26 protein-coding genes and 2 pseudogenes are annotated in these 24050 nt (G+C 72.8%); 14 read left to right on the top strand and 14 right to left on the bottom strand.

Annotated features, from left to right (window positions below):
- Positions 1-60: 60 nt before the first annotated feature.
- The 5 genes from prcB to arc all read right to left on the bottom strand — a co-directional run bounded on the left by prcB (position 61) and on the right by arc (position 5280).
- Complete coding sequence (gene prcB / locus CLT72_RS05515; RefSeq protein WP_172896527.1) at positions 61-900, bottom strand: proteasome subunit beta; 840 nt, start codon at positions 898-900, stop codon at positions 61-63.
- Positions 819-1277: an endonuclease VII domain-containing protein gene (locus tag CLT72_RS05510; RefSeq protein ID WP_486484187.1), complete on the bottom strand. Its 459-nt coding sequence runs from the start codon at positions 1275-1277 to the stop codon at positions 819-821. The genes prcB and CLT72_RS05510 overlap by 82 nt, the downstream gene beginning before the upstream one ends.
- A 215-nt stretch (positions 1278-1492) precedes the next feature.
- The gene (locus CLT72_RS05505) at positions 1493-1708 is read right to left on the bottom strand and encodes a ubiquitin-like protein Pup (protein ID WP_088993750.1); all 216 of its coding nucleotides are present in this window, start codon (positions 1706-1708) and stop codon (positions 1493-1495) included.
- 106 nt (positions 1709-1814) lie between these two features.
- A complete protein-coding gene (gene dop / locus CLT72_RS05500) occupies positions 1815-3332 on the bottom strand; it encodes a depupylase/deamidase Dop (RefSeq protein ID WP_101409806.1) in 1518 nt (505 codons plus the stop codon).
- Between the two features lie 166 nt (positions 3333-3498).
- Positions 3499-5280, bottom strand: a complete 1782-nt coding sequence (arc, locus tag CLT72_RS05495) for a proteasome ATPase (RefSeq protein ID WP_089000441.1) — start codon at positions 5278-5280, stop codon at positions 3499-3501.
- A 177-nt stretch (positions 5281-5457) separates the two neighbouring features.
- Between arc and CLT72_RS05490 the strand changes: the two genes are divergently transcribed.
- Positions 5458-5754 (top strand): ferredoxin, encoded by a 297-nt coding sequence (locus CLT72_RS05490; protein WP_089000442.1) that lies wholly within the window; start codon positions 5458-5460, stop codon positions 5752-5754.
- A 132-nt stretch (positions 5755-5886) separates the two neighbouring features.
- Here CLT72_RS05490 and CLT72_RS05485 read toward each other — a convergent pair whose 3' ends face one another.
- The 3 genes from CLT72_RS05485 to CLT72_RS05475 all read right to left on the bottom strand — a co-directional run bounded on the left by CLT72_RS05485 (position 5887) and on the right by CLT72_RS05475 (position 8591).
- The gene (locus tag CLT72_RS05485; protein ID WP_101409805.1) at positions 5887-6459 is read right to left on the bottom strand and encodes a hypothetical protein; all 573 of its coding nucleotides are present in this window, start codon (positions 6457-6459) and stop codon (positions 5887-5889) included.
- Between the two features lie 81 nt (positions 6460-6540).
- Complete coding sequence (locus CLT72_RS05480; RefSeq protein WP_101409804.1) at positions 6541-7536, bottom strand: tRNA (adenine-N1)-methyltransferase; 996 nt, start codon at positions 7534-7536, stop codon at positions 6541-6543.
- Complete coding sequence (locus tag CLT72_RS05475) at positions 7533-8591, bottom strand: M50 family metallopeptidase (protein WP_486484362.1); 1059 nt, start codon at positions 8589-8591, stop codon at positions 7533-7535. Before CLT72_RS05475 ends, CLT72_RS05480 begins: the two co-directional genes overlap by 4 nt.
- A gap of 224 nt (positions 8592-8815) precedes the next feature.
- Here CLT72_RS05475 and CLT72_RS05470 point away from each other — a divergent pair, with 224 nt between their 5' ends.
- From CLT72_RS05470 to CLT72_RS05450, 5 genes are all read left to right on the top strand, one after another.
- A complete protein-coding gene (locus CLT72_RS05470) occupies positions 8816-9727 on the top strand; it encodes a RecB family exonuclease (RefSeq protein WP_101409802.1) in 912 nt (303 codons plus the stop codon).
- A 118-nt stretch (positions 9728-9845) separates the two neighbouring features.
- Positions 9846-11042 carry a sensor histidine kinase gene (locus CLT72_RS05465; protein ID WP_101409801.1) on the top strand — a complete coding sequence of 399 codons (1197 nt, stop codon included), beginning with the start codon at positions 9846-9848 and terminating at the stop codon, positions 11040-11042.
- Positions 11043-11068: 26 nt separating this feature from the next.
- Positions 11069-11755 carry a response regulator gene (locus CLT72_RS05460; RefSeq protein WP_089000447.1) on the top strand — a complete coding sequence of 229 codons (687 nt, stop codon included), beginning with the start codon at positions 11069-11071 and terminating at the stop codon, positions 11753-11755.
- A 340-nt stretch (positions 11756-12095) separates the two neighbouring features.
- On the top strand, positions 12096-12863 hold the full coding sequence (locus CLT72_RS05455; protein WP_101409800.1) for an ABC transporter ATP-binding protein: 768 nt from the start codon (positions 12096-12098) through the stop codon (positions 12861-12863).
- Positions 12863-15415, top strand: a complete 2553-nt coding sequence (locus tag CLT72_RS05450) for an ABC transporter permease (RefSeq protein WP_101409799.1) — start codon at positions 12863-12865, stop codon at positions 15413-15415. Before CLT72_RS05455 ends, CLT72_RS05450 begins: the two co-directional genes overlap by 1 nt.
- A gap of 48 nt (positions 15416-15463) precedes the next feature.
- Here CLT72_RS05450 and CLT72_RS05445 read toward each other — a convergent pair whose 3' ends face one another.
- Positions 15464-16117: an HAD family hydrolase gene (locus tag CLT72_RS05445; protein ID WP_101409798.1), complete on the bottom strand. Its 654-nt coding sequence runs from the start codon at positions 16115-16117 to the stop codon at positions 15464-15466.
- A gap of 184 nt (positions 16118-16301) precedes the next feature.
- Here CLT72_RS05445 and CLT72_RS05440 point away from each other — a divergent pair, with 184 nt between their 5' ends.
- Positions 16302-16850 (top strand): hypothetical protein, encoded by a 549-nt coding sequence (locus CLT72_RS05440; RefSeq protein ID WP_101409797.1) that lies wholly within the window; start codon positions 16302-16304, stop codon positions 16848-16850.
- Positions 16851-16866: 16 nt separating this feature from the next.
- Here the strand turns inward: CLT72_RS05440 and CLT72_RS05435 are convergent.
- The 3 genes and pseudogenes from CLT72_RS05435 to CLT72_RS05425 all read right to left on the bottom strand — a co-directional run.
- Positions 16867-17625 (bottom strand): annotated as a pseudogene (locus CLT72_RS05435) (neutral zinc metallopeptidase); the annotation flags it as partial.
- A gap of 108 nt (positions 17626-17733) precedes the next feature.
- A complete protein-coding gene (locus CLT72_RS05430) occupies positions 17734-18834 on the bottom strand; it encodes a calcium:cation antiporter (protein ID WP_101409795.1) in 1101 nt (366 codons plus the stop codon).
- An 88-nt stretch (positions 18835-18922) separates the two neighbouring features.
- Positions 18923-19666: a VOC family protein gene (locus tag CLT72_RS05425; RefSeq protein ID WP_101409794.1), complete on the bottom strand. Its 744-nt coding sequence runs from the start codon at positions 19664-19666 to the stop codon at positions 18923-18925.
- A 431-nt stretch (positions 19667-20097) separates the two neighbouring features.
- On the opposite strand from CLT72_RS05425, the gene CLT72_RS05420 reads away from it, so the two are divergent.
- From CLT72_RS05420 to CLT72_RS31495, 3 genes are read left to right on the top strand one after another with little or no spacing between them, the layout of a single operon-like run.
- Positions 20098-20343 (top strand): hypothetical protein, encoded by a 246-nt coding sequence (locus CLT72_RS05420; RefSeq protein WP_101409793.1) that lies wholly within the window; start codon positions 20098-20100, stop codon positions 20341-20343.
- On the top strand, positions 20340-20837 hold the full coding sequence (locus CLT72_RS32530) for a glycosyltransferase (protein ID WP_374208840.1): 498 nt from the start codon (positions 20340-20342) through the stop codon (positions 20835-20837). The genes CLT72_RS05420 and CLT72_RS32530 overlap by 4 nt, the downstream gene beginning before the upstream one ends.
- A gap of 13 nt (positions 20838-20850) precedes the next feature.
- Entirely contained in the window at positions 20851-20997 is a 147-nt protein-coding gene (locus CLT72_RS31495) for a hypothetical protein (protein WP_144082200.1), read from the top strand.
- 197 nt (positions 20998-21194) lie between these two features.
- On the opposite strand, the gene CLT72_RS05405 is transcribed toward CLT72_RS31495, so the two are convergent.
- Positions 21195-22298, bottom strand: a complete 1104-nt coding sequence (locus CLT72_RS05405; protein WP_486484186.1) for an ice-binding family protein — start codon at positions 22296-22298, stop codon at positions 21195-21197.
- A 169-nt stretch (positions 22299-22467) separates the two neighbouring features.
- On the opposite strand from CLT72_RS05405, the gene CLT72_RS31820 reads away from it, so the two are divergent.
- Positions 22468-22611, top strand: a complete 144-nt coding sequence (locus tag CLT72_RS31820) for a hypothetical protein (RefSeq protein ID WP_158241973.1) — start codon at positions 22468-22470, stop codon at positions 22609-22611.
- A 402-nt stretch (positions 22612-23013) separates the two neighbouring features.
- On the opposite strand, the gene CLT72_RS05400 is transcribed toward CLT72_RS31820, so the two are convergent.
- Entirely contained in the window at positions 23014-23250 is a 237-nt protein-coding gene (locus CLT72_RS05400) for a sigma factor (RefSeq protein ID WP_374208841.1), read from the bottom strand.
- Here CLT72_RS05400 and CLT72_RS32525 point away from each other — a divergent pair.
- The 3 genes and pseudogenes from CLT72_RS32525 to CLT72_RS05390 all read left to right on the top strand — a co-directional run.
- Positions 23206-23352: pseudogene (locus tag CLT72_RS32525) on the top strand (sigma-70 domain-containing protein); the annotation flags it as partial. The gene CLT72_RS05400 and the pseudogene CLT72_RS32525 sit on opposite strands and share 45 nt — an antisense overlap.
- Before the next feature lie 43 nt (positions 23353-23395).
- On the top strand, positions 23396-23611 hold the full coding sequence (locus tag CLT72_RS05395; RefSeq protein WP_250101032.1) for a sigma factor-like helix-turn-helix DNA-binding protein: 216 nt from the start codon (positions 23396-23398) through the stop codon (positions 23609-23611).
- A gap of 168 nt (positions 23612-23779) precedes the next feature.
- Entirely contained in the window at positions 23780-23995 is a 216-nt protein-coding gene (locus CLT72_RS05390; RefSeq protein ID WP_101409791.1) for a hypothetical protein, read from the top strand.
- Positions 23996-24050 lie beyond the last annotated feature (55 nt).

Raw genomic sequence — 24050 nt, 5'->3', positions numbered from 1 at the left:
GCGGCGGTTCTCCTTAGGGAGCGGTGCTGACGGCTGCTGACTGCTGCGGGCGGGAGCGGATCAACCGCCCGGGTTCTCCATCCGGCCGGAGACCACGCTCTCGGCGATCGCCGACATCTCCTCGTCGGTGAGCCGGTGGGTGCCCTCCGCCGTCGCCGTCATGACCACCGGGTAGATCCGTCGGATCAGGTCCGGGCCGCCGGTCGCGGTGTCGTCGTCGGCCGCGTCGTAGAGCGCCTCCACCGCGAGCCGGACCGCCTCGTCGATGGAGAGCCCCGGCTGGAAGCGCTTCTTCAGCGCCGACCGGGCGAACAGCGAGCCGGAGCCGATCGCGTCGTAGCCGGTCTCCTCGTAGGGGCCGCCGGTGACGTCGAAGCTGAAGATGCGCCCGGCACGCGCCGGGTCCTTCGCGGCCAGGTCGAACCCGGCGAAGAGCGGGATCACCGCGAGACCCTGCATCGCGGCGCCCAGGTTGCCGCGGATCATCGAGGCGAGGCGGTTGGCCTTGCCGTCGAGCGAGAGCATCGCGCCCTCGATCTTCTCGTAGTGCTCCAGCTCCACCTGGAACAGTCGCATCAGCTCGATGCCGATCCCCGCCGTGCCGGCGATGCCGACCAGGGAGTACGCGTCGGCCGGGTGCACCTTCTCGATGTCGCGCTGGGCGATCAGGTTGCCCATGGTGGCCCGTCGGTCGCCGGCCATCACGACGCCGCCGGCCGCCGAGATCGCCACGATGGTCGTCGCGTGCGGCGCCATGTCGGCGGCCATACCCGGCGGCAGGGGCCGGCGGCCGGGCAGCATCTCGGGGGCCACCTTGCTCAGGAACGAGGTGAAGGAGGACGTCCCCGCGTTGGTGAACACATCTGGTAGACGCCCGGATGGATCAAAACCCGCTGCCACGTGGTTCCTCTCAGATATGTGATCGCCTCCGCCAGCCGCGACTGATCGTCACGGAACTGGCCGAGACCACCGTTGCAGTTGAAGCACAATATCTCGCGCACCCACCCGGTGCGATGATCGTGGTCGAGATGTTGGGGATCCGGTGTGCCACAGATCGCGCGCACCCCGCCCTGCTCGGCCAGGAGCTCCTGGAATTCCTTCTCGCCGATGCGGTAGCGCCGCCGCAGGTGGTACTCGCGGTTCCCGCCGTACAGGCGCTGCTTGGTCTCTCGGGTCCTGGCGTTGTGGCAGGGCTTGCAGTAGCTGTGCCTGCCACTGCTCTTGGTGGTGCGTGAAACTCGTCGACGGGCTTGATCTGCTCGCAGTCCGGGCACCACTTGAGCCCTTCGCCGACCGGGGTGGCCGACCGCTTCTGCGGCCCGATGCCACGCCTGCGGCGGCTCGCCGTCGAGCGAGCCGCCGCACACGACTTGCAGTAGTAGGCGAGCCCGTCCGCCCGTCGCCGGTTGCGATGGAACTCGACGGCGGGCAGCAACCGGTCACACTGGGGGCATACCTTGTCCGACAGCCGAGGCGAATCGGACATATGGCATCACTCCCCCCCTTTCTGCACGTAACCGCGCACGAATTCCTCGGCGTTCTCCTCCAGGACGGAGTCGATCTCGTCGAGCAGGTCGTCGACGTCCTCGGTGATCTCGGCGTGCCGCTCGGCGACCTCCGGGTTCGCCTCGGTGGTGACGTCCTCGATCTCCTCGCCCTGACGCGACTTGCCCGACTGCGACTGCCCGCCGCTGTCACGAGTGGCCATTGCTGCCTCCTCCACGATCGCCCTGCGATCAACTTACCTCGCGCAGGCGACGAAAAGCCCGCCGCGCGCCGGCTTCGGCACACGGCGGGCAATCGGCGACGACGCCTCAGCCGCCGGTGAGGGTCTCCAACAGGTCCTTAGCGCTGGAGCAGCGGTCGAAGAGCGCGCCCACGTGCTTGCGGGTGCCGCGCTCCGGCTCCATCATCGGCACCCGCACGAGCGACTCCCGGCCGACGTCGAAGATCACCGAATCCCAGCTCGCCGCGACGACCTCCGAGGCGTACTGGGCCAGGCATCGGCCGCGGAAGTAGGCCCGGGTGTCCTCCGGCGGCTCGGTCATCGCCGTACGCGTCTGCTCGTCGTCGAGCAGCGTCTTCATCGCGCCCCGGGAGACCAGCCGGTGGTAGAGGCCCTTCTCCGGGCGGACGTCGGAGTACTGGAGGTCGACCAACTGGAGCTTGTGCGAGCCCCAGCCGAGCTGCTCGCGCTCCCGGTAGCCCTCCAGCAGCCGCAGCTTGGCCACCCAGTCCAGCTCGTCGGCGCAGAGCATGACGTCGCGGCCCAGCCTGTCCAGCACGCGCTCCCAGCGGGCGAGCACGTCGAGGGTCTGCTCGTCGGCGTCGGTGCCGTAGCGGTCGTCCACGAAGGACCGGACCCGCTCGTAGTAGGCCCACTGCACGTCCAGGGCGGTGAGCCGCCGCCCGTCGCGCAGCCGCATCCGGTGCGTCAGGGACGGGTCGTGGCTGACGGCGCGCAACTCGCTGACCGGGTCGGCGATGCCCAGGTCGGGCCCGAGCGCCTTCTCCTCGATCATCGTGAGGATCAGCGCCGTGGTGCCGACCTTGAGGTACGTGGAGATCTCCGACAGGTTCGCGTCGCCGATGATGACGTGCAGCCGGCGGTACTTGTCGGCGTCGGCGTGCGGCTCGTCGCGGGTGTTGATGATCGGCCGCTTGAGGGTGGTCTCCAGCCCGACCTCGACCTCGAAGAAGTCCGCACGCTGGGAGATCTGGAAGCCCGTCTGCCCGCCGTCCTGGCCGATGCCGACCCGCCCGGCGCCGCAGACGATCTGCCGGGTCACGAAGAACGGCGTCAGGTACGCGACGATGTCGGCGAACGGCGTCTGCCGGCGCATCAGGTAGTTCTCGTGCGAGCCGTAGCTGGCACCCTTGTTGTCGGTGTTGTTCTTGTAGAGGTGGATCGGCTGGGTGCCGGGGATGGTGGCGGCGCGGCGGGCCGCCTCGGCCATCACCCGCTCCCCCGCCTTGTCCCAGCGCACCACGTCCAGCGGGTTGGTCACCTCGGGCGTGGAGTATTCCGGGTGGGCGTGGTCGACGTAGAGCCGCGCCCCGTTGGTGAGTATCACGTTGGCCAGCCCGAGGTCCTCGTCGGCGAGTGCCTCGGCCGGGTCGTAGGCGGCGCCCGAGTAGGTGAAGCCGCGCGCGTCCCGCAGCGGCGACTCCTCCTCGTAGTCCCAGCGGGCGCGGCCGCCCCGGTTGAGTTCCGGGCGCGCCCCGTAGGCGTTGACCACCTGGGAGGAGGTGACCATGGGGTTGGCCCCGGCCTGGCCGGGAACGGAGATGCCGTACTCGACCTCGGTGCCCATGATCCGTCTTACGCTCATCGACCTACCCGCTTCGCTCGCCCGACCCGGTCCCCCGTCACGTCGAGCGTAGTCGGCCGCGCGGCGGAAGGGGGCGCGGCGGACCGGGGCGACGGGGCACTGAGGCGGGCACGGACGGCACGGGGCCCGTGACGCGTCGCGTCACGGGCCCCGTGCCGGTTGTCCGTCAGAGGTACTGGCCGGTGTTGCTGGCGGTCTCGATGGACCGCCCGGCCTCGGTGCCCTTGCCGCCGGAGACGAGCGTGCGGATGTAGACGATCCGCTCGCCCTTCTTGCCGGAGATGCGGGCCCAGTCGTCGGGGTTGGTGGTGTTGGGCAGGTCCTCGTTCTCGCGGAACTCGTCGACGCAGGCGTCGAGGAGGTGCTGGAGGCGTAGGCCCTTGCGTCCGGAGGTGAGGAACTCCTTGATGGCCATCTTCTTGCCCCGGTCGACGATGTTCTGGATCATCGCGCCGGAGTTGAAGTCCTTGAAGTAGAGGACTTCCTTGTCGCCGTTGGCGTAGGTGACCTCGAGGAAGCGGTTCTCCTCGGTCTCCGAATACATCCGCAGCACGACCGCGTCGATCATCGCCGCGACGGTGGCCTGGGGGTCGCCGCCGTGCTCGGCCAGGTCGTCCGGGTGCAGCGGCAGCCCGGAGAGGATGTACTTGGAGAAGATGTCCTTGGCCGCCTCGGCGTCCGGCCGCTCGATCTTGATCTTCACGTCGAGTCGGCCGGGGCGCAGGATCGCCGGGTCGATCATGTCTTCCCGGTTGGAGGCGCCGATGACGATGACGTTCTCGAGCCCCTCGACGCCGTCGATCTCGCTGAGCAGCTGCGGGACGATGGTGTTCTCCACGTCGGAGGAGACGCCGGAGCCGCGGGTCCGGAAGATCGAGTCCATCTCGTCGAAGAACACGATCACCGGGGTGCCCTCGCCGGCCTTCTCGCGGGCCCGCTGGAAGATCAGCCGGATGTGCCGCTCGGTCTCGCCGACGTACTTGTTGAGCAGCTCCGGGCCCTTGATGTTGAGGAAGAAGCTGGTGTGCTTCTCCTTGCCCTCCCGCTCGGCGATCTTCTTCGCCAGCGAGTTGGCCACCGCCTTGGCGATCAACGTCTTGCCGCAGCCGGGCGGACCGTAGAGCAGGATGCCCTTCGGCGGGCGGAGCTGGTGCTCGCGGAACAGGTCGGCGTGCAGGAAGGGCAGTTCCACCGCGTCGCGGATCTGCTCGATCTGCGAGTGGAGGCCACCGATGTCGGTGTAGTCGACGTCGGGCACCTCCTCCAGGACCAGTTCCTCGACCTCGCTCTTCGGGATCCGCTCGTACGCGTACGCCGAGCGGGGCTCGATCATGAGCGAGTCGCCGGCCCTGATCGGCGAGCCGATCAGGGTGTCGGCGAGGTGCACGATGCGCTCCTCGTCGGAGTGCGAGACCACCAGGGCCCGGTCGCCCGGAGCGCCGTCGGGACCCGCGAGGATCTCCTTGAGCATCGCCACCTCGCCGACCCGCTCGAAACCGAACGCGTCGACGATGTTGAGTGCGTCGTTGAGCAGGACCTCCTGGCCGCGCCGCAGCTCGGCGACGTCCAGCGAGGGTGAGACGGCGACGCGGAGCTTGCGTCCGCCGGTGAAGACATCCACCGTGCCGTCATCGTGCCGCGCGAGGAAGACGCCGTAACCACTCGGCGGTTGCGCGAGGCGGTCGATCTCCTCCTTGAGCGTCACGATCTGCGCGCGAGCCTCCTTGAGGGTGCTCACGAGCCGGTCGTTGTTCTCGGTCAGCCGCGCCAACTGTGCCTGGGTGGCCGCCAGCCGCTCTTCGAGCTGCCGGACGTGTCGGGGGCTTTCGGTCAACTTGCGCCGCACCAGAGCGAGTTCCTCTTGAAGGAACGCGACCTGCGTGGAGAGATCGTGGGCCTCCTTCTCCCACCGTGCGGCGCGCGAGTCCGCGTCGTCGCTGCGTGCCACGTCCCACCTCCCCGGGGGGCTTGAACGTTCTGCCCTAACACTAGCCGCTATGAGGCCGATTCGGTCCCACGCAACGCCCTCGTCACCGAACCTTGATCGCGAAGGGTGGCCCCGGGGGCCGGTCCGGGCGTTCGGGTACCGTCGGTGCGTGGGTCGGGAGAACATGGGGGGTGCGCCGTGGCGGAGGTCGTGACGGATCAGCTGCAGGTCTGGGTTGACCAGGATCTCTGCACGGGCGACGGGCTCTGCGTGCAGTACGCGCCCGAGGTCTTCGAGTTCGACGTCGACGGGCTCGCCTACGTCAAGGGCTCCGACGGTGAGCTGCGGACGGCGCCGGGCAGCCGGGTCGACGTGCCGGAGCACCTGCGCCTCGAGGTCATCGACTCGGCGAAGGAGTGCCCGGGCGAGTGCATCCACGTGGTGCGCGGCAGCGACGGCGTCGAGGTGGCCGGCCCGGAGGCCGAGGAGGACTGACGGCGGCGTCCTCCCGCGCCGCCGGGCACGGGAGGACGCGGACGGGCCGGAAGTCGACCGGACCGAAGGACGACCGGCCTCGGGGACGACCGCACCGCCCGGCCGCCCCGGGGGGTGACGCGGGCGTACGGCTCAGAGCATCGGGCGGCCGACCACCGAGGCGACCAGGCGGGCGAACTCCTCCAGCCGGGCGATCTGCCCCGCGCCGCCGTCGTCGAGGGTCTTGCCGAAGCGCAGCGCGTCGTGCCGGGGCCCGCCCACCGCCTCGTCGCTGGGCGGGGCCTCGTCGAGCGAGGTGAGCAGCAGGTAGACGTCGATGCTGTCGACCCGGATCCCGCCGTCGTCGTCGCGGGTCAGCCGGCGCCGGCAGCCGACCTCGGTCACCGTGGAGATCGGCACCACGCGCAGCGACGAGGTCATCGACCCCGGTGGCCCCTCCCCCGGCGGCACGTCCTCACCGTGCCAGAGGACGAGCCGGCTGCCGTCGCAGACCACGACCTCCTGCCACACCCCGTTGACCTCGTTGACGAAGCGTTCCAGGGTGAAGCCGAGCACCGACGCGCCGCGCAGCACCCCGCCGAGCGCCTCCAGCGCGACGTCGGGATCGCGCAGGTAAGCCCGGGCCGCCGATTCGAGGTCCTGGTAGGGCGACCAGTCCGGGAACACCGCCGGCAGGTCGCCCCCGCCGAAGCCGGGCTGGCTCATTCCACCTCCCCGTGCCCGGCCCGCCGGCACGCGCCGACGGGCGGGATCCGTCCGTTCACTCCTCGTCGCCCCGCCGCGCCGTCACGGTCGTTCCGCGTCCTCGGTCGCCGCCTGCCGGGCCTGCCGTGCGGCCTCCGCCTCGCGCAGCGCCTGGCGGCGTTCGGCGTACGCCTCGGCGCCCTTGCTGGGCTTGCGGCGCCGCGGCGGCGCGGTGACGCCGGGGGCGAGCTTACGCGCGGAGACCAGGAAGGCGGTGTGCGCGATCATGCGGTGGTCCGGTCGCACGGCCAGGCCCTCGGCGTGCCAGTCGCGCACCAGCGACTCCCAGGCCCGCGGCTCGGTCCAGCCGCCGCGCTCGCGCAGCGCCTCGACCAGCTCGGACAGCTGCGGGGTGGTGGCCACGTAGCCGATGAACACGCCGCCGGGCACGAGGGCCCGCTCGACCATGTCGAGGGTCTCCCACGGCGTGAGCATGTCGAGGATGATCCGGTCGAAGCCGGTCTCGGCGCAGCCGGCGACGTCGCCGACGTGCAGGTGCCAGGCGGGGTGCGGCCCGTTGAAGAACGCCTCGACGTTGCGCCGGGCGATCTGGGCGAAGTCGTCGCGCACCTCGAACGAGTGCAGCTCGCCCCCGGTGCCGACCGCGCGCAGCAGCGAGCAGGACAGCGCGCCGGAGCCGGCGCCGGCCTCCAGGACCTTGGCCCCGGGGAAGATGTCGCCCATGGCGACGATCTGGGCGGAGTCCTTCGGGTAGATCACCTGGGCGCCGCGCGGCATGGAGAGCACGTAGTCCGACAGCAGCGGGCGCAGGGCCAGGAAGGCGGTGCCGCCGCCGGTGGTGGTGACCACGCTGCCGTCGGGCAGACCGATGAGCGCGTCGTGCTCCAGGATGCCGCGGTGGGTGTGGAACGCCTTGCCCGGCTCCAGGGTGACCGTGTGCATCCGCCCCTTGGGGTCGGTCAGCTGCACCCGGTCGCCGGGCCGGAACGGGCCACGGTGCACGGGGGGCAGCGCCGGGGTGTCGGCGGGCACCGGGACGCCCGGGTCGGCCGGGGCGGCGGGGGGAGTTGCGGTCACGTGTTCATCTTCCGTTGAGGTTCGAGGAGCTGAGCCAGATCCGCGATGTGCAGAACGCCCACGACATCTTCGCCTGAGGTCACCACGTACTGCGCGCCCGGGTGGGTCTGCACGGTCTCCATGACACGCTCCCCGTCGAGCCCGACCGGCATCGTCGGCAGGTTGGCCAGGGAGCGGGCGACCGCGTCGACGGCCAGCCACGGGCGGCGTTCGGCGGGCACGGCCTCCGCCGCGGCCGGGTCGACCAGGGCGATCGGCCGTCCGGCGGTGTCGGTGACGACGAGGGCGGCCCCGGGAGCGTTCCCGTCGGCGCGGCGGCGGTGCGCCTCGGCCAGCGGCGTGCCGGTGGGCACGGCGAACACGGGCCGGGCCAGCCGGGACAGGTCGATCAGCGGGAAGCGTCGGCTGATCCGGGCCATCCGGATCGACTGGCCGGCGCCGCGCCACAGCGTGAACGCGACGAGCAGCATCAGCGGCAGCGCCAGTGGGGCCAGGTCACGGGTGAGGGCGAGCAGGACGACCAGCGCGGCGGTGCCGACGGCGACGGCGCGCCCCACCCAGCCGGCGACCTCGGTGCCGCGGTGCCGGTCGCCGGTCGCCGCCCAGACCGCGGCCCGCAGCGCCCGGCCGCCGTCGAGCGGCAGCCCGGGCAGGCTGTTGAACAGCGCGACGATGACGTTGCTCACGGCGAGCTGGAACGCGAGCTGGTTGGCCAGGGTGCGGTCGGGCAGGGCGAGGGTGGCGGCGACCGCGAGCGCGCCGAGCACGGCGGAGACGGCCGGGCCGGCGAGCGACACCAGCAGGTCGATCCGCGGTGTCGGGGCGTCGCGGTCCATCTCGGTGTAGCCGCCGAGCAGCTCCAGGGTGATCCCGCGCACACCGATGCCGTAGCGGCGGGCGGTGAGGGCGTGGCCGAGCTCGTGCAGGAGCACGGAGCCGAGCAGGGAGACCACGAAGCCGAAGCCGATGAGGTAGCCGGCGAGCTGGGACAGGTCGAGCTGGCGGCGGGCGAACTCGGCGTACAGCACGGTCACCAGCAGGGTGAGCAGCACCATCGAGCCGTTGAGGTGCAGCGGCACCCCGCACACCCGGCCCACGGTCAGGCCGCCCCGCGCGTCGGGCCGGCGGCGCGGTCGCCTCGTCTGCTCCATCGGCTCGATGCTACGCGGCGGAGATCATGCGCCCGCGCGGCGACGGGGCCACGCGCCGGCGCGGCGAGGCGATCATGCGCCGGTGCGGCGACGGTGGTGGTGTCACACCGGTGCCCTAACCTTCGGGCATGACGGCGCAACCGGTGACCACGCAGCAGTCCTCGACCCCGGCCGACGTCCCGGCGACCGTGCGGGCCTCGCTGTCGCCGTCGCGGGCGGCGGATTTCAAGACCTGCCCGCTGCTCTACCGGTTCCGCAGCATCGACCGGCTGCCCGAGCGGCCGACGGTCGAGCAGGCCCGGGGCACGCTGGTGCACGCGGTGCTGGAGCGGCTGTTCGACCTGCCGGCCACCGGGCGCACCCCGACGGCGGCCGGTGACCTGGTCGGCCCGCAGTGGGACCGGTTGGTCACCGAGCAGCCGGAGCTGGCGGCGCTGTTCGCCGACGGCGACTCCCCCGCCGCTGCCGAGTTCCTCCGCTCCGCCGCCGCGCTGCTGGAGGGCTACTTCGCGGTGGAGGATCCGCGCCGGCTGGAGCCGGCCGAGCGGGAGAGCCTGATCTCGGCGGTGGTCGACGAGGAGTTGCTGATCCGGGGCTACGTCGACCGGCTGGACGTGGCGCCCGACGGGGCGCTGCGGGTGGTCGACTACAAGACCGGCGGCGCGCCGCGGGAGGCGTTCGAGGCCAGGGCGTTGTTCCAGCTCAAGTTCTACGCGCTGGTGCTCTGGCGCACCCGGGGTGTGGTTCCCCGGGTGCTGCGGCTGCTCTACCTCAAGGACGCGGAGGTCTGCGACTACGCCCCCGACGCCGACGAGCTGCTGCGCTTCGAGCGCACGGTGGTGGCATTGTGGCGGGCCATCGAGCAGGCGACCGCGCAGCAGGACTTCCGCCCCCGGCCGAGCCGGCTGTGCGACTGGTGCAGCCATCAGGCGCTCTGCCCGACCTACGGGGGCACGCCGCCGCCGTTTCCGACCCTGGCGGCGCCGGATCCGCTGCGTGACGCCCGGTCGCACCCCACGCCCCCGGGCGCCGACGAGTGACCCCGAGGCCCCACCCGGCCGGCGCCCGGCGGGGATGAGGGGCCCTCCTCCTGAGGGAGGAGGCCGACCTCACCGTCGGCGACGATCAATCGGGCGGGCTGGCGGATAGCGTCGCGGTATGACTTCGGCCCCCCGGGCGTGGCTGCGCCGGCACCCCCTCGCCGCCGACGCGCTCCTCGCCGGGGGGCTCGTCGTGGCGGAGGTGGTGCTCACCGCGCTGACTCCCCGCGAGTTCTGGCCGGGGCGGCTGCTGGCGGCGCTGGGCTGGAGCGTGGTGTGCGCCGTGCCGGTGGCGTGGCGGCGGGTGGCCCCGTGGGCGGCGGTCGCGCTGGCGGTGGCGACGCTGGCGGTGCCCCTGCTGCTCGGCCCCGCGCCGGCCACGCAGGGCATGACCTTCATGGTGCTCACCTACACGGCGGCCACCGTCGGGCCACCGCGTACGGCGGCCGTGGCGGCGCTGGCGCTGTGGGTGCCGGTCTGCGTCACCAGCGTCCTCGCCCCGCCGCCAGACGAGTTGCTGGCCAACGTCAGTCCCACCTACCTGGTGCTGAACAACCTGCTGGTCGGCGTCGTGTCGTACTCGGTGGGGCGTGCCGTGCACGCCCGCCGGGCCTCGACGGAGGCGCTGCGGGAGCGGGCCCGGGCGGCCGAGGAGAACCAGCGCTCCCTGGCCGAGCGGGCCGTCGCCGACGAACGCCGGCGCATCGCCCGGGAGCTGCACGACGTCGTCGCCCACCACGTCAGCGTGATGGGGGTGCTGGCCACGGGCGCGCGCCGCGTACTGCCGAAGGACCCGGAGGCGGCCGACGGGGCGATCGCCACCATCGAGCAGACCAGCCGGGAGACGCTGCGGGAGATGCGCCGGCTGCTCGACGTGCTGCGTACCGACGCCGAGCCGGCCGCCGACCTGGCTCCCCAGCCGGGCCTCGCCGGCATCGAGGCGCTGGTGGAGCAGGTGCGCGAGGCCGGCCTGCCGGTGGCCCTGCGGGTGGAGGGCACGCCGGCGGTGCTGGAGGAGGGGGTGGCGCTGACCCTCTACCGGATCACCCAGGAGGCGCTGACGAACACGCTCAAGCACGCCGGTGCGGCCACCGCCCAGGTGCTGCTGAGCTTCGACGGGGGCACGGTCGACGTGGAGATCACCGACACCGGGCGCGGCCCCGGGCCGGACGGCGACCGCATCGGGCACGGCCTGGTCGGCATGCGGGAGCGGGTCGCCCTCTACGGTGGTGTCCTGCGCACCGGGGCCCGCCCGGGCGGGGGTTTCCGGGTGTCGGCGCGGATCCCGGTGGAGCCGCGGGGTGCGGCGGCGTGACCGGGGAATCGGGACGGGGGAATCGGATGACCGACACGACGGTACCGGCACGGCCGGTACGCATCCTGCTCGCCGACGACCAGCCGCTGCTGCGTACGGGCTTCCGGATGGTGCTGGGCACGGAGGACGACCTGGACATCGTGGCCGAGGCCGCCGACGGCCTGGAGGCGGTGGAGCTGTCCCGCCGGCTGCTGCCCGACGTGGTGCTGATGGACATCCGGATGCCGCGGATGGACGGGGTCGCCGCGACCCGGGCGATCGTCGACGCCCGCCTGCCGGTGCGGGTGCTGATCCTGACCACCTTCGACCTGGACGAGTACGTGGTGGGGGCGCTGCGGGCAGGGGCGAGCGGCTTCCTGGCCAAGGACGTGCCGGCCGACGACCTGGTGGCCGCGATCCGCACGGTGGCCGCCGGGGACGCGGTGGTGGCGCCGCGGATCCTGCGGCGTCTGCTGGACCGCTTCGCCGACGTGCTGCCCGATCCCGCGGCCGCGCCGCCGCGGACGCTGAGCGCGTTGACCGAGCGCGAGCGGGAGGTGCTCGTGCACGTGGCCCGGGGGCTGTCCAACGCCGAGATCGCCCGGGCGTTGTCGGTCAGCGAGACCACCATCAAGACCCACGTCGGGCACGTGCTGACGAAGCTCGGGCTGCGCGACCGGGTGCAGGCCGTGGTGCTGGCGTACGAGTCGGGTCTGGTGCGCCCGCGCGCGTAGCGCCTCGTCGCCGACGGCGTGTGGGGCGTACCGCCGAGGGTGCCGCGCGCGACGGCGCGGTTGTCGCCGTCACCTACCGTGACCGCGGGGGTCGTCGCGTGGTTGACCCTGACGCGGCGTCACTGTGCAGGATCGGTCCGGGCCGGCGGGAAGGGTCCTCGGCCGGCAGCCGGCTCAGGGGCAACCCTGAGTTGGCGGTGGGGGGCACCCGCAGCGCGAAATCCGCCCCGGCTCCGACCGGAGTCGGACGGATCGCGGCGGGCGGGCACAGATGATGGGACTGCCGTGCCGGACCAACGGGGGCGGCGCGGATCGAAGACAGACGGAAGAGGTAGATGACGTGACCGCGACGGTAGGCCAGCAGGCGCAGGCCGCGGCCCGGGCGAGCGACGTGTGGAAGGTGTACGGCAGCGGCGAGGCACAGGTCGTCGCGCTGCGGGGGGTCAGCGCGGAGTTCGAGCGCGGCCGGTTCACGGCGATCATGGGGCCGTCGGGCTCGGGCAAGTCGACGTTGATGCACTGCCTGGCGGGCCTGGACTCGGTGACCCGGGGCACGGTGTCGATCGGCGACACGAAGGTCACCGGGCTGGGCGACGCGGGCCTGACGAAGCTGCGCCGCGACAAGGTCGGCTTCATCTTCCAGCAGTTCAACCTGCTGCCGACGTTGACGGCGAAGGAGAACATCCTGCTGCCGTTGTCGATCGCCGGCCGCAGGCCGGACCCGGCCTGGTACGACACCGTGATCGCCACGGTCGGGCTGCGGGACCGCCTGGACCACCGGCCGGCGCAGCTGTCCGGCGGCCAGCAGCAGCGGGTGGCGTGCGCCCGCGCGCTGGTCGCCCGCCCCGAGGTGATCTTCGCCGACGAGCCGACGGGCAACCTGGACTCGCGGGCCGGCGCGGAGGTGCTCAACTTCCTGCGCAACTCCGTACGCGAGCACGGGCAGACCATCGTCATGGTCACCCACGACCCGACCGCCGCCGCGTACGCCGACCGGGTGGTCTTCCTCGCCGACGGGCAGATCGTCTCGGAGCTGATCGAGCCGACCGCCGAGACGGTGCTGGACACCATGAAGAAGCTGGACACCCCCACCGAGGTGGGGCGCTGATGTTCCGCGCGACCCTCAAGAGCCTGCTGGCCCGCAAGGTCCGGCTGATCCTCTCCGGCCTGGCCGTGGTGCTGGGCGTCATGTTCGTCTCGGGCGCGTTCGTGCTCACCGACACCCTCGGCCGCTCCTTCGACGCGGTCTTCGCCGACGCGTACGAGGGGGTGGACGTCAACGTCGCCGCCAAGCCGAAGATCGACGGCAGCGAGGCAGAGGGCATGCCGGTGGTGGCCGCGCCGGTGCCGGCGGCCACCCTGGACAGGGTGCGGGCGGTGCCGGGCGTGGCCGAGGCCACCGGCGTGGTCGGCGTCGACGGGGCGCGGCTGATCGGCAGCAACGGCAAGGTGGTGGCCTCGTTCGGTCCGCCGCAGCTGGGCGAGAACTGGACCGGCGAGAGCGATCTGGTGCGACTGCGCGAGGGTCGGGCCCCGCAGGCCGACGACGAGATCGTCGTCAACCGGGCGCTCGCGACGGCCGGCAAGGTGAAGGTCGGCGACCGGGTCGGCGTGCTGACCCTCCAGCCCAAGCAGGAGTTCACCATCGTCGGCGTCTTCGGCTACAGCGGCGACCGGGACTCCATCGGCGGCGCCAACGAGATCATGTTCACCACGCCGGTCGCGCAGAAGCTGATGCTCGGCGCGCCCGACACCTTCAGCAACATCTCGGTCACCGCCGCCGACGGGGTGTCGAACGAGGCCCTGCGCGACGCCGTGGCCGCCGCGGTGGGCGCCGACTTCGAGGTCAAGACCGGTGCGCAGCTGTCGGAGGACGCGGCGGCCGGCCTGAAGGAGGCGCTGTCCTTCTTCAACCGGATCCTGCTCGGCTTCGCGGCGGTGGCGCTGCTGGTGGGCACCTTCCTGATCCTCAACACCTTCTCGATCATCGTGGCGCAGCGCACCCGGGAGTTGGCGCTGATGCGCGCCGTCGGGGCGAGCGGACGCCAGATCATCGGCTCGGTGGTGCTGGAGGCCGTCGCGGTGGGGCTGGTCGCCTCGGTGCTGGGCCTCGGCGCGGGCATCGGCATCGGCGCGCTGCTGGCGTACCTGTTCGGCACCTTCGCCGGGGGGCTGACCCTGGCGGGGATCGGCGTACCCCTCTCCGCCGTCATCGGCGCGTTCGCCGTCGGCCTCGTGATCACCGTGGTGGCGGCGCTGCTGCCGGCGCTGCGGGCGTCGCGGATCCCGCCGATCGCGGCGATGCAGGACGTGGCCACCCCCGACCGGCCGCTGACCAAGATCACCGTGGCCGGGGCGATCGTCACGGCCGTGGGCGGCGCGCTGCTGGCCCTCGGGCTCACCGGCAACGCCGGGGGCAGCACCCTGGCCACCATCCTCGGCGGGGTGCTGTTCGCCTTCATCGGCGTGGCCCTGCTGACGCCGCTGATCAGCCGGCCGGTGGTGAGCCTGCTCGGCGCGATCTTCGCCTGGTCGGTGCCGGGCAAGCTGGGACGGCTCAACTCGGGGCGCAACCCGCGCCGCACCGCCATCACCGCCGCCGCGCTGATGGTCGGCATCGCCCTGGTCACCGGGGTGACGGTGATCCTGGACTCGGCGAAGAGCAGCATCGGCGGGCTCGCCCAGGACAGCCTGAAGGCGGAACTGGTGATCGCCGGGGCGCAGAGCGGCCCCCGCCCGCCGAGCTTCGACCCGGCGGTGCTGGAGAAGGCCGCCGCGATCCCCGGGGTGCGCCTGGTCGACGGCGAGTACGGCGACCTGGCGATGGTCGGCGGCGAACGCACCTGGGTGGCGGCCAGCAGTGACGTCGCCGCGCTGCGGCAGATCTTCGGCGCCGAGCCCACCGCCGGCGACATCGACCGGCTGGCGCCGGACGCGATGCTGGTCAGCTCGGACACGGCGACGGCCCGCGGCCTCTCGGTCGGCTCGAAGGTGCCGGTGCAGACCTCGCGGGGCGAGGCGCGCACCTACACGGTGACCGGCATCTACGCCAGCTCCCAACTGACGAACCCGGTGGTGCTGCCGGCGCAGGCGGCACGCGACTTCACCATCCCGCAGCCGATCCAGGGCTTCATCCAGCTGGCGCCGGGCACCCGGGTGGCCGACGTGCAGCCGCAGATCGAGGCGCTGCTCGCCGACTCCCCCGAGGTGTCGGTGGCCGACCGGGAGGCGTTCATCGAGCAGCAGGCCGGCCAGTTGGACGGGCTGCTCACGATGATCCAGATCCTGCTGGCGCTGGCCATCGTGATCGCCGTGCTCGGCATCATCAACACCCTGGCGCTGTCGGTGCTGGAGCGCACCCGCGAGCTGGGGCTGCTGCGGGCCATCGGCCTGCGGCGGGCGCAGACCATGCGGATGATCACCGTGGAGGCGGTGGTGATCTCGGTGTTCGGCGCGCTGCTCGGCGTGGTCGTCGGCGCCGGCCTCGGCGCGGCCGTGGTCGAGGCGCTGCGCGACGAGGGGATCACCGACCTGGTGCTGCCCTGGACGCAGATGGGGATCTTCCTGGGCCTCGCCGCGATCGTGGGGGTGGTCGCGGCGGCGCTGCCGGCGGTGCGGGCCGCCCGGATCAACGTGCTGGGCGCCATCGCCCACGACTGATCCCGACGCGCGACGAGGGCCCCGTCGGTCGGCGGGGCCCTCGTCGTCTCAGCCGACGGGTGGCGGCGCGCCGAGCAGGGCCGCCAGCAGCTCCAGGTCCGCGCCGGTCAGGCTCTCCAACTGGTGTACGCCGTCCAGCGGCCCGATCGGCACCTCCGCCGGCACGGCCAGCACCGCCGCGCCGGCGGCGAGCGCGCTCGCCACCCCCGTCGGGGAGTCCTCGATCGCCACGCAGCGGGCGATCGGCACGCCGAGCAGCCGGGCGGCGGTGAGGTACGGCTCGGGGTGCGGCTTGGCCGCGTCGACCTCGTCGCCGCAGACGATGGCGTCGAAGCTGTCTCGCCCGAGGGTGTCCAGCGCCACCTCCACCAGCGGCCGGCCGCTGGAGGTCACCAGCGCGGTCGGGATGCCCGCCGCCCGGACGGCCCGCAGCAGGTTCAGCGCGCCGGGGCGCCAGCGCAGCCCGGTGCGGAACAGCTCCAGGATGCGGGCGTTGATCCACGCCGCGCTGGCCTCGGGATCGCGCCCCGGCTGGCCCAGGTCGTCGTGCAGGATGCGCATCGACGCGGCCATGGCGGTGCCGATCATCGCCTTGCGGGCGGGGTCGGAGAGGGTGCCGCCGTACTCGGCTGCCAGCTCGTGCAGCGCGACGTCCCACAGCTTCTCGCTGTCGACCAGGGTGCCGTCCATGTCGAAGAGCACGGCGGCCAGGTGGTGGCTGTTCAGCGGGTCCTCCCTCGGGTGGCTACCCGGGGATCCTCTCAGTCGGCACGACACCGGCGCGCGCTGCGGTGTCGCGGGGTGACCTGGCCGACGGGTTGCGCCCACACGCGAGACTCGGAGACAACCGGTCGCCGGCACGGCGGCCCCTCGCGCGGAGGTCGCCATGCGCGTCCGATCCCTGGTCTCCCGGTGCACCGTGGTCCTGCTCGCCGCCGCCGTCGCGATCTGGCCGGCGGGGCCGGCCGCCGCGGCGAGCCTGCCGTTGGAACGCTGCTACGACCTGGAGACCCCCCAGCACGAGGATGAACGGGACTGGTTCGCGCCGGGCAACGTGCACACCACGTGGCCCTCGCCGGTGGGCATGGTCGACCGGGACGTGTTCCGGGTGTCGGCCCTGGGCACGATCCGCATCGACCACTGGGGCACCCGGAAGTCCATCTCCGGCGAGCTGCCGCTGGCCGGCAGCGGCTGGCCCGCGCCGGAGGCCCCCCGGTACGCGCTGATCGCCAAGGTGACGTCGGGGTCCATGCTGGTGCTGAGCAACGGGCTGACCTACACCTCCGGCCGGTGGTTCCCGGTCGGCGCCAACAGCGGCTGCATGCTCTACTCCAACGGCGGTGCGCCGTCGCGGCTCATCTTCTCCTTCAACGACCCGAACCTCGGCGACAACGGCGGCGGGGCGTCGGTGTGGGTACGACAGTGGTGGAACTGACTGCTGCCGGGCCGTCTCAGCTGAGGTCGCAGGCGGCCAGGGAGCGCTCGTAGCCGCGGAAGAACGACTCGGTGCGCTGCTCGGCGGTGCCGTGCGCGCCCTCGGCGAACCAGGGCTGGTCGGGGGCGTCACCGACGGCCAGCAGCCCCTCGCGGAACTCCTCCAGGTCGCCGTCGGCGAGCCGCAGCGCCTTCGCGCGTACCGAGTCGCCGAGGTAGGCCCCCGCCATGCAGTCGGCCTGCAACTCCTGCTGGATGGTGTAGGAGTAGCGGATGCCGAGGCGGGCCTGGACGCCGTGCGCGTACTCGTGGCCGAGCAGGTAGAACACGAAGGCGTCGCCGACCTGGCGGAACGCGGCCACCGACCAGTTCACGTCGTAGGCGATGAAGTCGCCCGCCGAGCAGTAGACGGCGTTGTTGCGCGGTAGTGGCTGCCCGCCGCAGGAGACCTCGCCGGCCCGCTGGTACGGGATGATCCGGCGGATCGGGCGGAACCGCTGACCGGACGCCCGGAACTGGGCGGCCCAGTACCGCTCGGCGATGCTCTGCGCGTCGGCGACGTCCTGCCGGAACTCCGCGACGCTGGTGGTGCCGTCGGCCCGGGTCCGCTCGGCGCCCGCCGAGGACCCGCCGCCGGGGCGCGGCGGCGCCGGCTGCTGTCCCTCGGGTTCGGACACTCCGCCGACCGCGCACCCGGCCGCCACGACGAGGGCCACCAGCAGGCCGGCCAGCGAGCTTCGCGGTCGGCGTCCCACGCGCGTCCTCACAGTGCCCTCCCCGGCGTCGGCGTCGCGGCGTGCAGTACCCCCGTGGTGGGTCCCTCATGCCCGGACACGGACCTACCCGGCGGCGGGGCCGCGCCGGTCCACCGGCTGCGAGGACGGTCAGGGGCTCGCGGCGAGGAAGACGAACGCGGCGAGCAGCACCAGGTGCACGCCGCCCTGGAGCACGGTGGCCCGCCCCGGCACGACGGTCAGCACGCTGGTGACGACGGTGAGGGCGAGCAGGGTCACCTGGGTGCCGCCGAGGCCGAGCAGCAGCGGGCCCTCCAACCAGATCGACGCGATCGCTATCGCCGGGATGGTCAGCCCGATGCTGGCCATGGCCGAGCCGAGGGCCAGGTTCAGGCTGATCTGCACCCGGTCGCGGCGGGCGGCCCGGGCGGCGGCGAGCGTCTCGGGCAGCAGCACCAGCAGCGCGATGACCACCCCCACGAAGGACGGGGGCAGGTTCGCCCCGGCCACGGCCGACTCGATCGCCGGGGAGACCGACTTGGCGTCGCCCACCACGGCGACCAGTGCCACCAGCAGCAGTCCCAGGCTGAGCAGGGCGGCCCGGTCGGACGGCGGCTCGGCGTGCCCCTCGGTGTCGAGCACCCGCCCCTGGCTGTTGACGGGCAGGAAGTAGTCGCGGTGGCGGCCGGTCTGCACCATGACGAACAGGCCGTAGAGGGCGAGCGAGACCACGGCGGCGAAGGCGAGCTGCGCCGGGGTGAACTGCGGTCCCGGCCGGCTGGTGGTGAAGGTCGGCACCACGAGGCTCAGCGCGGCGAGGGTGGTCACGGTGGCCAGCGCCCCGCCGGTGCCCTCGGAGTTGAACACCGCCACCCGTCGGCGCAGCGCCCCGATCAGCAGCGACAGCCCGAGGATGCCGTTGCAGGTGATCATCACGGCGGCGAAGACGGTGTCGCGCGCGAGGGACTGCGTCTTCTCGCCGCCGCTGATCATGAGCGTGACGATCAGGGCCACCTCGATGACGGTGACGGCCACGGCGAGCACGAGCGAGCCGTACGGCTCCCCCACCCTGTGGGCCACCACCTCGGCGTGGTGCACGGCGGCCAGCACCGCGCCCGCCAGCAGCAGGGCCACCACCACCACGACGGGACCGGAGAGGTCACGCCCCCAGGTCATGATCAGCACCAGGATCGCCAGCAGCGGGACGAACACGGTCCAGTCGGTCAGACGCGAGCGAAACGGCGCGGCCATGCCCCAACCTTCGCAGAGCAGACGACCGGTTGAACGCGGACCGACGCGACGGGGTGCGACTCGGAGCCACCGTCCCCGGCCGGGGACGTCAGGTCGCGTCCGGCAGCCACGCCTCGAGTACGGCGGGCTCGGCGACCGCCTGCCGCACCTGCGTCCGCTCCGGCGCGGTCAGCGGCAGCGCCGCGAGCCGGGTGCCCCAGTCGGGCACCAGCTCCGGCTTCTCCAGCGCGAGCGACAGCTCGATCAACCCGGCCAGCGCCAACGCCTGCTCCACCGCCGGCGCGGCGTCGCCGTGCCGGCGCAGCCCCGAGTTGAGCGCCCGGAAGGCGGCCAGGTCGTCGCTCTTGAACTCCCGCAGGATCCGCGCGTTGTCGAGTACCCGGGCCAGGCCCTGCAACCGCTTCGCGCCGCCATACTCCAGCTCCGCCGGCTCGTCGCGCTGGATGAAGACGATGGTGTTCCCCGACGGGTCGACGACGCTGAACCGGGACGCGCCGGGGCGGTAGCGGGTCATCCGGGGGCGCCCCTTGGCGAGCACCTTGCCGTGGGTGCGGCGCATCGCCTCGCTGAACGCCGCGTGGTAGGGCGCGACCGCGTCGACCATCACCAGGCAACCGCCGGTGCTCTCGGCCGACGGGTCCACGCCGCTCGGCGCGCCGCCGTAGTGCAACTCGAACCCGCTCCAGCGGAACGCCAGGTAGAGGTACGGCCTCGTCTGCTCGTAGGTGACCTCGAAGCCGAGCGCGCGCCAGAACGCCAGGGTCTCCTCCGCCGACACACAGTGCAGCAACGGCACCGTGGTCTCGTTCGGCTGGATGCGATGCTCGGTCATCGGTGCGCCCCAATCCCCGTCGACGGCCCGGCCATTGTGCCAGCGCGCCGGACGTGACGTGTGCCCCTCGGCGGTGCCCGGCCGGTCGGCGCGCGGCCGGCCGGGAGGGCGTAGGCTGGGGGCATCCCGGAAACGACGGCATCCCACTCCTGAGGGTGCCCGCCACGCCGGCTCCGCCCGAGGGCACGCGACGTCCGCCCCGATCCGACGGTCATTCGGCCCGCCTCGATCACCGCGTCCTTCGCGGTGGCACGACGCATCATCTCCGGGAAGTCCTTCTCACCTGCCCGCGGCCGAGGGTGCCGTTAACCCACGCGACGCTCGCGGTCGATACCACGGTGACCGGCACCGCCCGTACCGCACCGCGAGGGCGCCCCCGAGCGGGGCAACCGACGATCCGACCGGGCGAGTCGGCGCACCGACCGGCCGGGATGCCCGCCCCGACGGCGCCCCCGCAGCGGCGCACCGGCGACCTTCCCACCATCACCACCAAGGAGCAGAGCATGACAGTTTCCCGGCACACGATCGTCGCCGTGCTGCGTCGGCGCGGCCAGCACACCAGGGCCGACTGGGTCGAACGGGAACTGCCGGCGCAGGTCGACACCACCCGGCACGCCGGGCTGCTCGCGACCCTGCGTCTCGACCCCGCCGAACTGGACGGGTCGACGACACGGTGAGAGTGGCCCTGCTGGGCCCGGTGGCCTGGCGGACGCCGCCGCGCCACTACGGCCCGTGGGAACAGGTGACCGGCCTCCTGGCCGAAGGCCTCGTCGCGCGGGGTGTGGACGTGACGCTCTTCGCCACGTTGGATTCGCTCACCTCCGCCGCGCTGGACGGGGTGTGCCCGCGCGGCCATGCCGAGGATCAGGGCATGGACGGACTGGCCACGCTCGGCGCGCTGATCCGCTCCGCCGACGTGGTCGTGCTGCCCTCCGACTCGACCGAACAGGTGACCTCCGGCGTCCTGACCGAAGCGGTGGCCGCCGGTGTCCCCGTCGTCGCCACGCCCTTCCCGCACGCCGTCGGCCTGCTCACCGGCGGCCCGGGGCTGTCACCCACGGCGTCGGTCCGATGCGCCGCTACGCCATCGGGGCCCTGCTGCTCGACCTGCACCGGCCGGAGCGGGTCCTCGCGGAACTGCCCGGGCCGCTGCTGGCCCCGACGACACTGAGCGCGAAGGATACGTGACGAACGTCGTCTACTCCTGCGGCGGCCTGCTCCACGACGGGCTGCTCTGGCTGCTGTACGGGGCCAGCGACGCCCGGGTCGGCTTCGCCACCGTACCCCTCGACGCGCTCGTCGAGGCGACGGTCGACCACCGTTCCGGCTGAGCGCCGACCGGCCGGTGCGGCACCGCCCGGCGGACCTGCCGGCCGGGGACCTCATCGACCCCGAGCCGATCGATCGCACGAAGCCGTCACCTGACGGCACCCTTGTGGAAGGTGCCGTCGGGTGACGGAAACTCATGCCCTAGCGGTGCGGGCCCCGGCTGCCGGTGACCGGCAGCCGGGGCCCACCCCCGTCAGGCCTAGGAGGTTCTGCGGCGGTAGAGGAAGAGCAGGCTCGCGCCGGTGGCGACGGCGAGGCTGCCGAGGCCCGTCAGCACGGGGACCAGCGCGCCACCGCCGCTACCACCGGTCACCGGCAGCTGCGTGCGGCTCGGGGTCGGGAACCCGGTCGGGGTGCCCGTGGGCTGTCCGGTCGGAGTGCCTGTGGGGCTTCCGGTGGGCTGGCCGGTCGGGGTGCCCGTGGGGGTACCGGTCGGCGTGCCCGTCGGAGTGCCGGTCGGCGTGCCCGTCGGAGTGCCGGTAGGGGTGCCGGTCGGCGTGCCCGTCGGAGTACCGGTGGGCTGGCCCGTCGGCGTGCCCGTGGGGGTGGTGGTCGGGCTTCCTGTCGGCTGGAGGCAGACGGGGGCGTTGATGGTGTTGGTGTCGAGGGTGACGGCACCGGTCCGGGCCAGGGCTCGGCCCTGCAGGGTCGCGCCGGTGTTCATGCTGATCGAGGTCTGGGCCAGGATGTTGCCCATGAACCGTGTACCGGTGCCGAGAGTCGCCGAGCTGCCCACCTGCCAGTAGACGTTGCAGGGCGAGGCGCCGTTGATGAACACGATGCTGCTGTTCGAGGCGGTGATGAGGGTGGAGGCGATCTGGAAGATGAACACCGCCGCCGGGTCGCCCTGGCTGTTGAGCGTCAGCTGGCCGGTCAGTTGCGCGGCCCCGATGCGGTACACCCCCGGGGTGAGCGTGGCACCGCCGAGTTCCGCCGGCAGGTTGGTGAAGGGAGTCCGACCGGCGGCGTCGTTGTACGCGGTGGTCAGGTCATCCTTGGCTTGCAGTGCGACGGCGTCGCCGAGGTGGATCTCGCCGCCGACGACGCCGGGCGGGAAGCCGGGCGCGGTGTTGCCGGGGTAGACGCCGAGGCTCTGCGCCAGGAAGCTCGGACCGGTGTTGGTCACGGTGGAGCCGGCCAGTACGGAGAAGTTCGCCGCTGTGCCCAGGCCGACCGGTGCCTCGGCGGCGCTGGCGCCGGTGCCACTGACGATCAGCACGGCGACGGCCGCGCTGGCGGCGGCGACGGCCGCGAGCGCCGGCATTGCCGCGCGCCGGAGATGACGGATTCGGGTGACTGTCACGATGAGGCCCTCTCATGGTGCGTCTCCGGCCCGCGCTGTCGGGACAGCAGGCCGAGAGCCACACAAGTGCAAATATAGGTAAATCGGACTTTTGCATATCCATGGTCGCAATGCTCTGATAACCCCTGAAATCGTCGCTGCACCGACCGGCAGGGCCGTGCCTCGGGGTGTGCGGCACGCAGCAGCCGCCCCGGCCGCCTTCGGCCGCTTCTACCGCCGTCTCGCCCCTGCCGTCTTCGCCGAGGTCCGGGGGAGCCTCGGCGGCCCGGCGCCCACGGTCGCGGCGACCCGGGCGGTCTTCGTCGAGGTGTGACGGATCGCGCCGCCACCGCACGGCAACCCGGAGGCGGGCTTGGCCCCGGCCAGCCGCAACCGGCCACTGTCCGATCTGGCGCGGGCGATCGTCGTCGGTTCCGAGCAGCTCCCACCGGCACGGCCGACTCGACGGCCTGCCTGAGCATCGGCTCAGCCGCCGGCGGCGTCCTCCTCGTCGGGTTCCGCCAGGCTCCGTCCCGTGGTGCGCGGACCCCGGACAGCGCATACGGTGAGGCTGTCGCCCGGGTCCCCGACGTGCCGGGCAGCCGCGAGCGGTCGCTGCGCCACCTCGCCGCGTTGGACACCGCGACGATCCCGCTCGCGCGAGGCTACGAGCCCGGATCATCGAGAGCGGCCTGCCGATGGCCGACCGGCTGGCCCGCCGGTACGGTCCTGCTGTTCAGCTCCTGGGCCCGGCGCGGTACCCGCATCGCCACGTGGTGTCGCGGAAGTGCCGACGCAGGGCACCGAGAATGCTCGGGACCGCGTAGCCGGAGAAGGACAGGCCTCGCTCGACGTCGAACCCGTCGACCGCTCTGACCAGGGCCAGCGCCGCAACCTGCGCCAGGTCGTCGTACGGCTCGCCGCGTCCGTGCGCGCCGTGACGGCCGAGTTGACGCGGTCTCGGGGCCACCATCCGAGTGCCGCGGAACTTGCCGACCACCTTGAGGTGCGCGTCGAGGAGGTCCAGGCCACCGCCCTCGCGGCGCAGGCCTACCGGCTGATGTCGCTCGACGCGCCGCGTCACGACACCGACGACCTCGGGACGCTCGCGCTCATCGGTGCCGTCGACCCCGCCTTCGCCCGGGTGGACGATCACCTCGTACTGCGGTCGCTCCTGGCAGACCTCCCCGCGGGAGCGTCGGATCCTGACGCTGCGCTTCCACGGTCAACTGACCCAGAAGCTGATCGCCGAGCGATGCGGGCTGTCGCAGATGCACGTGTCACGGCTGCTGAAGCAGGCCCTCGCCCGGCTCCGTGCCGGCATGCCGCGCTGACCGTCCCCGGCCCGCGGCGCGTCGCCGGCCCGAATGCCCCGACCGTGTCGAATGCGCCGAATCGCCACCCACTGCCCCTGCGCGGTCCCCACGATGAGAGCAAGGTCGGATTCCAACCGAGAGGGGTAGTGCGGCATGAGGCGTCGACGTAGCAGGAGGGTCCCGCTGATGCAGGCGGCGGCGATGTCCCTGGCAGCGGTGGTGGCGGCGGCGGCCGTCGTACGGGCTCGGCGCCGTCGCGCCGTGGGCGACACGATGGGCGGCGATCTTCCTGCCCTGCGCGACGGCGCGTTCGCCGACGCGAGCACGGTCGGGATGCCGGTCCCCGACGGCGCGGCCGGCCGGGACAAGCAGAAGGTGCCATCGGCAGCCGCAGCACGATGAGGACGGGGAGCGCCGCCCCGCGACCAGGCAGGCAGCGCGCCGGCCCGGCGTGACC

This window comes from Micromonospora sp. CNZ309 (genome assembly GCF_002846525.1).
The sequence above is the reverse complement of the archived record's forward strand: the minus strand, read 5'-3'. Positions and strand labels throughout refer to the sequence as shown.

What these genes read in the sequence shown, in the direction of transcription:
- CLT72_RS05470 (WP_101409802.1), top strand. Translation starts at nt 8,816, where the DNA reads ATGACGGCGCAACCGGTGACCACGCAGCAGTCCTCGACCCCGGCCGAC.
- CLT72_RS05425 (WP_101409794.1), bottom strand. Translation starts at nt 19,666, where the DNA reads ATGACCGAGCATCGCATCCAGCCGAACGAGACCACGGTGCCGTTGCTG.
- CLT72_RS05440 (WP_101409797.1), top strand. Translation starts at nt 16,302, where the DNA reads ATGCGCGTCCGATCCCTGGTCTCCCGGTGCACCGTGGTCCTGCTCGCC.
- CLT72_RS05485 (WP_101409805.1), bottom strand. Translation starts at nt 6,459, where the DNA reads ATGAGCCAGCCCGGCTTCGGCGGGGGCGACCTGCCGGCGGTGTTCCCG.
- dop (WP_101409806.1), bottom strand. Translation starts at nt 3,332, where the DNA reads ATGAGCGTAAGACGGATCATGGGCACCGAGGTCGAGTACGGCATCTCC.
- CLT72_RS05505 (WP_088993750.1), bottom strand. Translation starts at nt 1,708, where the DNA reads ATGGCCACTCGTGACAGCGGCGGGCAGTCGCAGTCGGGCAAGTCGCGT.
- CLT72_RS05450 (WP_101409799.1), top strand. Translation starts at nt 12,863, where the DNA reads ATGTTCCGCGCGACCCTCAAGAGCCTGCTGGCCCGCAAGGTCCGGCTG.
- CLT72_RS05475 (WP_486484362.1), bottom strand. Translation starts at nt 8,591, where the DNA reads ATGGTGCTGCTCACCCTGCTGGTGACCGTGCTGTACGCCGAGTTCGCC.
- CLT72_RS05460 (WP_089000447.1), top strand. Translation starts at nt 11,069, where the DNA reads ATGACCGACACGACGGTACCGGCACGGCCGGTACGCATCCTGCTCGCC.
- CLT72_RS05420 (WP_101409793.1), top strand. Translation starts at nt 20,098, where the DNA reads ATGCCCGCCCCGACGGCGCCCCCGCAGCGGCGCACCGGCGACCTTCCC.
- CLT72_RS05430 (WP_101409795.1), bottom strand. Translation starts at nt 18,834, where the DNA reads ATGGCCGCGCCGTTTCGCTCGCGTCTGACCGACTGGACCGTGTTCGTC.
- CLT72_RS05465 (WP_101409801.1), top strand. Translation starts at nt 9,846, where the DNA reads ATGACTTCGGCCCCCCGGGCGTGGCTGCGCCGGCACCCCCTCGCCGCC.
- CLT72_RS05400 (WP_374208841.1), bottom strand. Translation starts at nt 23,250, where the DNA reads ATGGTGGCCCCGAGACCGCGTCAACTCGGCCGTCACGGCGCGCACGGA.
- CLT72_RS05390 (WP_101409791.1), top strand. Translation starts at nt 23,780, where the DNA reads ATGCAGGCGGCGGCGATGTCCCTGGCAGCGGTGGTGGCGGCGGCGGCC.